Genomic DNA, 6,274 nt, shown 5'->3' on the forward strand with positions numbered 1-6,274 from the left:
CTCTGGCGCTCTGGGGGCCGGGGGCCCCCCGCCGGCCCCCCGGGGGGTGGCGGCGGGGGGGGGGCCCCCCCGCCCCGCCGGGGGGGGGGGGGCGGGCCCCGGCCCCCCCCCGCGTAGTGACCTTGTCGACATGTCGTCCGGCTGCAAGCCCCTGACCTGGGGATACGTCCGTGCGCGCTGTGACGTGCACCACCTCGCGCGCGCGCGTTTTTAAGAAGGGAAAACGCTCTGACCTGGGGAAACGCGAAAGTTATGTAAAGCCTGGGCTTTACATAACGCACCCTCTTATGTAGCGCAGTGCTTTACATAGCGGGTTGCGGCGCAGAGGGCAGACACGTTTGTCCACGGAGCGCAACCCATCCGGGTGAACTCCCTCCGTTGGAGTGACCTTCGGGCGCGGGACCTACTCGGGCTCTGAGCGAGGGCGTTAGGTCGGAGAGAAACCTCTTGTGTCGCAGGTGGGCCGACACGGCCAGGGCTTGTGTCGGGTTAAGCTGACATAGCGCGCCGCTATGTATGGCCCAGGGCGACACAACGGGGTCGGTATGTCGGGTTAACCCGACACCCGAATGCGTTGTGTCTTCCCTGGGGCGACACATGGGTGTCTAATGTCGTGTTATCCCGACACTATGTATGATCAAGTTAGGCGGAGCACGCGCGAACGGGAGGGCACTCGGTGCCGACGAGGCGAAGCATGCACGACGTGATCTTGATCGGTGGTGAGGACAAAAAGGATGAGGAGCGGATTAAGGCAGCCACTGAGGCTGCGGAGCACCTGCGCGACACGGTCGCGCCGGGAGCTACCTACGAAGTCACTTTCAGGAAGCCAGGGAGGTACCAAATGGCGACTCTGACCGACGACCTGGACGACTGGCTCCAGACTGCCCCGGTGCATGTCGTCGTCTCGGTGGCGTTCCTGCACTACCTGCCGCAGTACACCCTGACGCCGGTGGCCAAGGATGCGTTCTGGGTCGTGGTGGGCCAGCTCGCGACGACCGACGCACGCGGCCGGTACATCCACATGCAGGGTCCGGGCGAGATCCCGATCAACCAGCAGGAGATCGCGAAGGGGTGCCGGGTCAGCCGTCAGACGGCCAGCGGCGGGATGCAGCAGCTCATGGAGCGCGCGTTCCTATGGAAGGCGGGGCGCGGCCGGTATCAGATCCACCCGCACCTGCTGTACTTCGGCTCCGCCGAGCGCCAGGCGGAGGCCATCGGGTACGCGAAGGCGAACCGGAAGGACGGCGAGCTGCCGCCCATTCCGCGCCCCGGTGCGGAGGTCGTGCTGCTGACGGACAAGGGTGTCCGCAAGTTCATCGCCTGACGGTGAGCTGAGTTCAGGAGAGGGGGAGTTCCGCGTGATCCAGGACCGCGTCGCCCGCGCCATGGTCGGCCTCGGCTGCTCCATGATCGTCGGCGTGCCCCTGGCCTTGGTGGGCTCCTGCGCCGTCAGTCGCTCCACAGAGGGCTCTCAGCCGTCCGTGCAGGCGCCGACGACCCCGGCGGTCCAGACGCCTGCCGTGTCTCCTCAGCGCAGCGCCCAGAGCCCTGGGCGTCCGGTCGCGAGGCCGGGGCAGCTCCGCAAGTAAGCCCCGCCTGTCCGTCTGTTCGCCCGGCCGGGCGGGCGGGCGGACGACCGGCCGCCCGGTCCTTTACGCGCGAAGCACCCGCCCTCCAGGACGGAGGGCGGGTGCTTCCCGGTTCCCGCAGATCAGTCGTCGGCGTGGGGCTCGTACGTCAGCAGTTCGCCGGGCTGACAGTTCAGGACTGCGCAGATCGCCCCGAGGGTGTCGAGCCGGATCCCCTCGATCCGGCCGTTCTTGATCTTGCTGACGTTGTTCGGGTGGATCTTGATCGCCTCGGCGAGTTCCTTCACGCCCATGCCACGCTCGACCAGCAGCCGGTCCAGGTGGATCCGGACCGTCCTCGTCTGCGCAGACGAGGCGGCCACCGCCGTGGCCTCGGCAGCCTCCGTCATACGATCTTCTCCAGGTCCTCGTACGCCTTCGCGCCCTTGCGGTAGACCCGCGCCATCACGCCGACCAGGACGCCGAGGCCCAGCACCACGAGCGAGGCGTCGGAGCCGATCCCGGCCAGCCCCGTCTCCACTTCGGCCGAGCCGAACCGCAGCACCCCGAACCCGGCCAGCTCCGCCACGATGACCACGAGCCAGCCCCACATCAGCAGCCCGGCGCTCCGCCCGAGCACCCGTCCGTCCTTCTCCGTGAACGGGCGCTGCTTCCGCCCGGACGTCATGTTGATCTCGATGCGCCACAGGGCGTACGCCACGAACGCCAGCAGCCCGGCCAGCAGCAGCGAGGGACCGGCGGCGGCGGCGCGCTCGGCCAGCGTCGGCGCGTCCAGGTGCACGATCACCCGCTCCACGGTGCTCGGAGCGCCGCTCGCCTCGAACGTCTTGTTGAGCTCGGCGTGCTGCCCGCCGGTGAGGGTGATGCTCGCCTGGGGCCGGACGAACTCCGTGACTCCGCGGGAGGCCGGGATCGCGGGGATGAAGAAGAGGGTCGCGTGCTCCGCCCGCTTCGCCCAGAACCAGCTCCTGGAGCCGGGCTGGAGCCGGTGCTTGTTCCCGCATTCGGGGCAGTCCGGGCCGTCCTCCTTGGGCGGGGCCCCGACGCATGTGCCGGTGGGTTCTGTCATGGCTTGGTCTCCTTGAGTGACAGGCATAACGCCAGACGTTGCGTACACAACGTCTAGCGTTACGTTAGCAATGCGAGACGTTGCGTGACAAGCCAGGAGGACAATGCTCCTATGACCATCGCGGTTGACTTCGACGTACCGATCCACGCATACGACCGGGGCTGGCAGGACGGCTCCATCTACGGGGGCGAGACGCCCGGCGCGTTCGACGCGCTCCGCTCGCTGCTCGCCTTCGACGCCGTGTTCGTCTTCACCAGCCGGGACCCCCAGCAGGTGTCCGCCTGGCTGCGCGAGCGAGGCGGCTTCGAGACCATCCCCGACACCGGCGACCTCGGAATCCAGTTCTGGAACCAGCGCGGCGTCCTGCTCGTGACGCGCACCAAGTACCCGGCCCACTGCTACGTGGACGACCGGGCCGTCCCCTTCACCGGCGACTGGCAGGCGGCCATCACCGGGGCGGCGGCCTTCGCCCCGATCCTCCGCCAGCCGCCGCCGGAGGGCTGATCCGCCCGCCCGCCCGCCCGGCCGGGCGGGCGGGCGGGAGAGGCGTTCCGCTACGCCTCGTTCTGCTCGACCGGCAGCACCCGGCCGCCGTCCACCAGCGCGAGCGCGTCCATGTCCGCCTCGAACTGAGGCTCGGTCCCGGTGCGCGCGCTCTCCAGCGGCTCGCCGTGGTACCAGGCGGTGGTCGTGCCGGACACCGGCCGCGACTCGCCGCTGGCGTCGTCCACGAGCCCCCGCAGCGCCGCCTCCAGGTCCCGGATGCGGCGGTCTTGGAGCCGGAACGCCTCGCGCACCTGGTCGGGCAGGGCTTCCAGAGCCATGATCACTCCGTTCGTTGCACTGTCACCCGGCCGGGCGGCCGGGCGGGAGGCCGCCCGGGAAGCCGGACGGCCGGGTGGCCCCCCGGCCGGGGGGCCGGGAGGCCCGTGGGGGGCTCAGTGGGCGCACTCGGCGCACCAGCCGCCAGCCTTGCGCACCGCGCGCTCCTCGACCAGACGCCCCACCGGGCGGACCGTCTTGTGCTCCACGCAGATGAGGGCGTACTGGCCGTCCCGGCGGCCGACCTGGCAGTCCTGCTTGGGCTTGTCGTACAGCAGCTCCCACCCGGCGACGGCGGCCGCGCCCAGTCCGGCCCGCAGGCCCTTGCCCGCCTTGGCCTTGAGGGGCTTGGCGACCGGGGCGGGAGCGGCGGCCTCGGCCTTCACCTCGGCCAGCAGGGCGTCGAACTCGGCGGCGGCCGCGACCGGGGCGGGGGCCTCGGCGCGGTGGCTGATCCGGCCGGTGGAGAGCGTCATGACCAGGCACTCCTGGCGGTCGCCCTTGGCGCGGAGGTCGGCCTCGCGCTTGGCGGACTTCAGGTTGCTCATGATCTTCTCGCCGTAGTTGGCGGTGGGGGTGACGATGTAGCGGGTGCTGGCCATGGGGTTCTCCTCGGTGTGTTGGGGGCGTCGCCCCCTTGGTGTGACACCAGATTAGCATCATCGTTCAGGGAATGCAAATCCTGCGTCTCATCAATCCACGGGGATCTGAGGATCCGGAGGCGGGGACAGGAACCATGACTGCGCCCTGACCTGCGTGAACTCCTCACGCAGTAGCTCAGCGACCGAAGCGACTGAACTCAGCAAGACGCCCGCCCGGCCGGGTGGCCGGGCGGGCGGCCGGTGAACTCAGCGGCCGGACTCCTCGGCGGCGGCCACCTCGGCAGCCGCCAGCAGCTCCAGCTCCTCGTCGTCCACAGCGACGAACGCGGCGGCCGGGGCGACGGCCGCGTGCGCCTCGTACCCGGCGGCGCGCAGGGTGTCCCTCCAGGAGCGCGCCTGGTACGCGCTCAGGTAGTACTTGCTCTCCGGCTTGGCGTCGCCGCCGGTGGCGGTCAGCCGGTAGACCTGGTCGTGGCCGTCCTCGCGGGGCAGCTCCGCTGAACTCATGCCGGTCCTCTCTACGCAGGAACGCCCGGCCGGGCGGCCGGGCGTACGGGTGGCCCCCCCGGCCGGTGGGCCGGGGGGCCAGGGGCTCAGCCCTCCAGCTCGTCGTCCTGGCCGCAGCCGGGGCACCAGGCGGAGCGCTCGCCCTTGCGGAGCCCGCGCTCGTCGGTGAGCTTCTCGATCTGGTGGGCGTGCTTGTGGTCGGTGCAGATCAGCGCGTAGGTCTTGTCGCGGCGGCCGACCTGCGCCCGCTGGCTGGGCTTGTCGTACAGGAGCTCCCAGCCGGTGACCGCCGACTGGCCGTCGGTGAGGCGGCGCGCCCGGTTCGTGTTGGCGATCCGCTCCCGGTCGCCCTCCGCCGCCTCCTGGGCCGCGTCGAAGACGTCCTGGAGGGCCGTGCACTTCTTGCAGATCGTGTTCGCCTGGAGCTGGCGGACCATCGGGGCCAGCGTGAACTCGACGCCGCAGAGGTTGCCGGTGCCGACCCAGAGGTGCGTGACCTTGGTGGTCTTGGAGCTGACGGTGAGGGCGGTGTAGGTGCTGGGGGCGATGGCGGTGGCGGCCATTGGAGGCTCCTTGGGTCGGTTCCTTGGGGGCGCTTCCCCCTGGTGTGACACCAGATTAGCATCGCGATTCCAAGAATGCAAACCCAATGTCTCATCAAACCCCGCAGTTCGAGAGGAAGCCCTGCTCAGGGTCGGGGAATTCGTGCCGGCGAACTCCCGTCCCCGCGCACATGAGACACAGGATTTGCATGAGTGGAGCCAGGATGCTAATCTGGTGTCACACCAGGGGGCGGCGAGCCCCCAACCCGCACGCCTCAAGGAGCCCGCGATGACCCGCATCCCCGCAGTCCAGGCCGCCGTCCGCGCCGCAGCCGAGGCCGCCCGCCTGGCGAACTCAGCCCCGGCCGACCAGGCCGCCGCGCTCCGCGAGGCGAGCGGCCACTGGAGCGTCCTGGCGGACCTCCTGATGGGGGGCGTGCGGATGCCCAAGGCGTGGGTCCGCGAGCACGCGCAGGCGGCGGACGAGATGGCCGCCCGCGCCGGTGGCCTGGCCCCGTCCCCGTGCGCCCAGGCGATCATCGACGCCCTGTACGCCTGACCCGTCCGGCCGCCCGCCCGGCCGGGCGGGCGGCCTCCGGCATGACACACGAGGAGGCCAAGCCCATGCCCCAGTACCCCACCGCCCGCGACCTCATGGAGTCGCTGGGCCACTGCTCCGCCTGCGCCGACACCAGCCCCGAGGTGGACGACGGCTTCACCGAGTGCTGCACCAAGAGGTTCTGCAACGGCGCGGACCCGGAGCTGGCCCAGGGCCCGTGCTGCGAGGCCGTGGCCGAGCGCCTGGAGAAGGAGGCCGCCGAGGGCGGGGCTCCGGCCCGCACTGTGGACGCGGAGCCCGTCCGCCCGCCCGCGCGCCCGGTGCCCCGGCGACGGAAGCCCTCCAGTCGGCGATCCGCGCAGACAGATGAGACACAGGATTTGCCTCTCCGTGAATCCGATGCTAATCTGGTGTCACACCAGGGGGCAGCGAGCCCCCAACCGGACGCCCAGGAGCCCCCGATGCCCGTCAACAAGAACCCCCTCGGCGCCGAGCCGTTCGGCGCGTTCGCGCGCCGCCACGGCCTCGACTACGTCCACACCGGCGAGGAGATCGTCCGCGCGCTGCACACCGCCTGCCGGCCC

11 protein-coding genes are annotated in these 6,274 nt (G+C 70.8%); 5 read left to right on the forward strand and 6 right to left on the reverse strand.

Annotation, left to right across the window (positions count from 1 at the left end; genetic code table 11):
* The first annotated feature begins 841 nt into the window (after positions 1–841).
* Together AB0M39_RS41125 and AB0M39_RS41130 are read left to right on the forward strand one after the other, a co-directional pair.
* The gene (locus tag AB0M39_RS41125) at positions 842–1,324 is read left to right on the forward strand and encodes a replication/maintenance protein RepL (RefSeq protein ID WP_365374070.1); all 483 of its coding nucleotides are present in this window, start codon (positions 842–844) and stop codon (positions 1,322–1,324) included.
* 34 nt (positions 1,325–1,358) lie between these two features.
* Complete coding sequence (locus tag AB0M39_RS41130) at positions 1,359–1,589, forward strand: hypothetical protein (RefSeq protein WP_365374072.1); 231 nt, start codon at positions 1,359–1,361, stop codon at positions 1,587–1,589.
* Positions 1,590–1,711: 122 nt separating this feature from the next.
* Here the strand turns inward: AB0M39_RS41130 and AB0M39_RS41135 are convergent, their stop codons facing one another.
* Both AB0M39_RS41135 and AB0M39_RS41140 read right to left on the reverse strand, forming a co-directional pair.
* Complete coding sequence (locus tag AB0M39_RS41135) at positions 1,712–1,978, reverse strand: helix-turn-helix transcriptional regulator (RefSeq protein WP_365374075.1); 267 nt, start codon at positions 1,976–1,978, stop codon at positions 1,712–1,714.
* Positions 1,975–2,658 carry a DUF2975 domain-containing protein gene (locus tag AB0M39_RS41140; protein ID WP_365374078.1) on the reverse strand — a complete coding sequence of 228 codons (684 nt, stop codon included), beginning with the start codon at positions 2,656–2,658 and terminating at the stop codon, positions 1,975–1,977. Before AB0M39_RS41140 ends, AB0M39_RS41135 begins: the two co-directional genes overlap by 4 nt.
* A gap of 111 nt (positions 2,659–2,769) precedes the next feature.
* Between AB0M39_RS41140 and AB0M39_RS41145 the strand changes: the two genes are divergently transcribed.
* Positions 2,770–3,162: a hypothetical protein gene (locus AB0M39_RS41145; protein ID WP_365374081.1), complete on the forward strand. Its 393-nt coding sequence runs from the start codon at positions 2,770–2,772 to the stop codon at positions 3,160–3,162.
* A gap of 50 nt (positions 3,163–3,212) precedes the next feature.
* Here AB0M39_RS41145 and AB0M39_RS41150 read toward each other — a convergent pair whose 3' ends face one another.
* The 4 genes from AB0M39_RS41150 to AB0M39_RS41165 all read right to left on the reverse strand — a co-directional run bounded on the left by AB0M39_RS41150 (position 3,213) and on the right by AB0M39_RS41165 (position 5,152).
* Positions 3,213–3,482 (reverse strand): hypothetical protein, encoded by a 270-nt coding sequence (locus AB0M39_RS41150; RefSeq protein WP_365374084.1) that lies wholly within the window; start codon positions 3,480–3,482, stop codon positions 3,213–3,215.
* 114 nt (positions 3,483–3,596) lie between these two features.
* Complete coding sequence (locus AB0M39_RS41155) at positions 3,597–4,082, reverse strand: hypothetical protein (RefSeq protein ID WP_365374089.1); 486 nt, start codon at positions 4,080–4,082, stop codon at positions 3,597–3,599.
* A 246-nt stretch (positions 4,083–4,328) separates the two neighbouring features.
* A complete protein-coding gene (locus AB0M39_RS41160) occupies positions 4,329–4,589 on the reverse strand; it encodes a hypothetical protein (protein WP_365374091.1) in 261 nt (86 codons plus the stop codon).
* 86 nt (positions 4,590–4,675) lie between these two features.
* Positions 4,676–5,152: a hypothetical protein gene (locus AB0M39_RS41165; protein ID WP_365374094.1), complete on the reverse strand. Its 477-nt coding sequence runs from the start codon at positions 5,150–5,152 to the stop codon at positions 4,676–4,678.
* Positions 5,153–5,420: 268 nt separating this feature from the next.
* On the opposite strand from AB0M39_RS41165, the gene AB0M39_RS41170 reads away from it, so the two are divergent.
* Both AB0M39_RS41170 and AB0M39_RS41175 read left to right on the forward strand, forming a co-directional pair.
* Positions 5,421–5,690, forward strand: a complete 270-nt coding sequence (locus AB0M39_RS41170) for a hypothetical protein (RefSeq protein ID WP_365374096.1) — start codon at positions 5,421–5,423, stop codon at positions 5,688–5,690.
* A gap of 65 nt (positions 5,691–5,755) precedes the next feature.
* On the forward strand, positions 5,756–6,274 hold a 519-nt coding region (locus AB0M39_RS41175), incomplete at its 3' end, for a hypothetical protein (RefSeq protein WP_365374099.1).

The organism is Streptomyces sp. NPDC051907 (genome assembly GCF_040681075.1).
GTDB lineage: Bacteria > Actinomycetota > Actinomycetes > Streptomycetales > Streptomycetaceae > Streptomyces.

Bases quoted from the DNA above. Each gene is read 5' to 3' on its own strand.
- AB0M39_RS41145 (WP_365374081.1), top strand. From the start codon at position 2,770: ATGACCATCGCGGTTGACTTCGACGTACCGATCCACGCATACGACCGG.
- AB0M39_RS41150 (WP_365374084.1), bottom strand. From the start codon at position 3,482: ATGGCTCTGGAAGCCCTGCCCGACCAGGTGCGCGAGGCGTTCCGGCTC.
- AB0M39_RS41140 (WP_365374078.1), bottom strand. From the start codon at position 2,658: ATGACAGAACCCACCGGCACATGCGTCGGGGCCCCGCCCAAGGAGGAC.
- AB0M39_RS41155 (WP_365374089.1), bottom strand. From the start codon at position 4,082: ATGGCCAGCACCCGCTACATCGTCACCCCCACCGCCAACTACGGCGAG.
- AB0M39_RS41170 (WP_365374096.1), top strand. From the start codon at position 5,421: ATGACCCGCATCCCCGCAGTCCAGGCCGCCGTCCGCGCCGCAGCCGAG.
- AB0M39_RS41160 (WP_365374091.1), bottom strand. From the start codon at position 4,589: ATGAGTTCAGCGGAGCTGCCCCGCGAGGACGGCCACGACCAGGTCTAC.
- AB0M39_RS41135 (WP_365374075.1), bottom strand. From the start codon at position 1,978: ATGACGGAGGCTGCCGAGGCCACGGCGGTGGCCGCCTCGTCTGCGCAG.
- AB0M39_RS41165 (WP_365374094.1), bottom strand. From the start codon at position 5,152: ATGGCCGCCACCGCCATCGCCCCCAGCACCTACACCGCCCTCACCGTC.
- AB0M39_RS41125 (WP_365374070.1), top strand. From the start codon at position 842: ATGGCGACTCTGACCGACGACCTGGACGACTGGCTCCAGACTGCCCCG.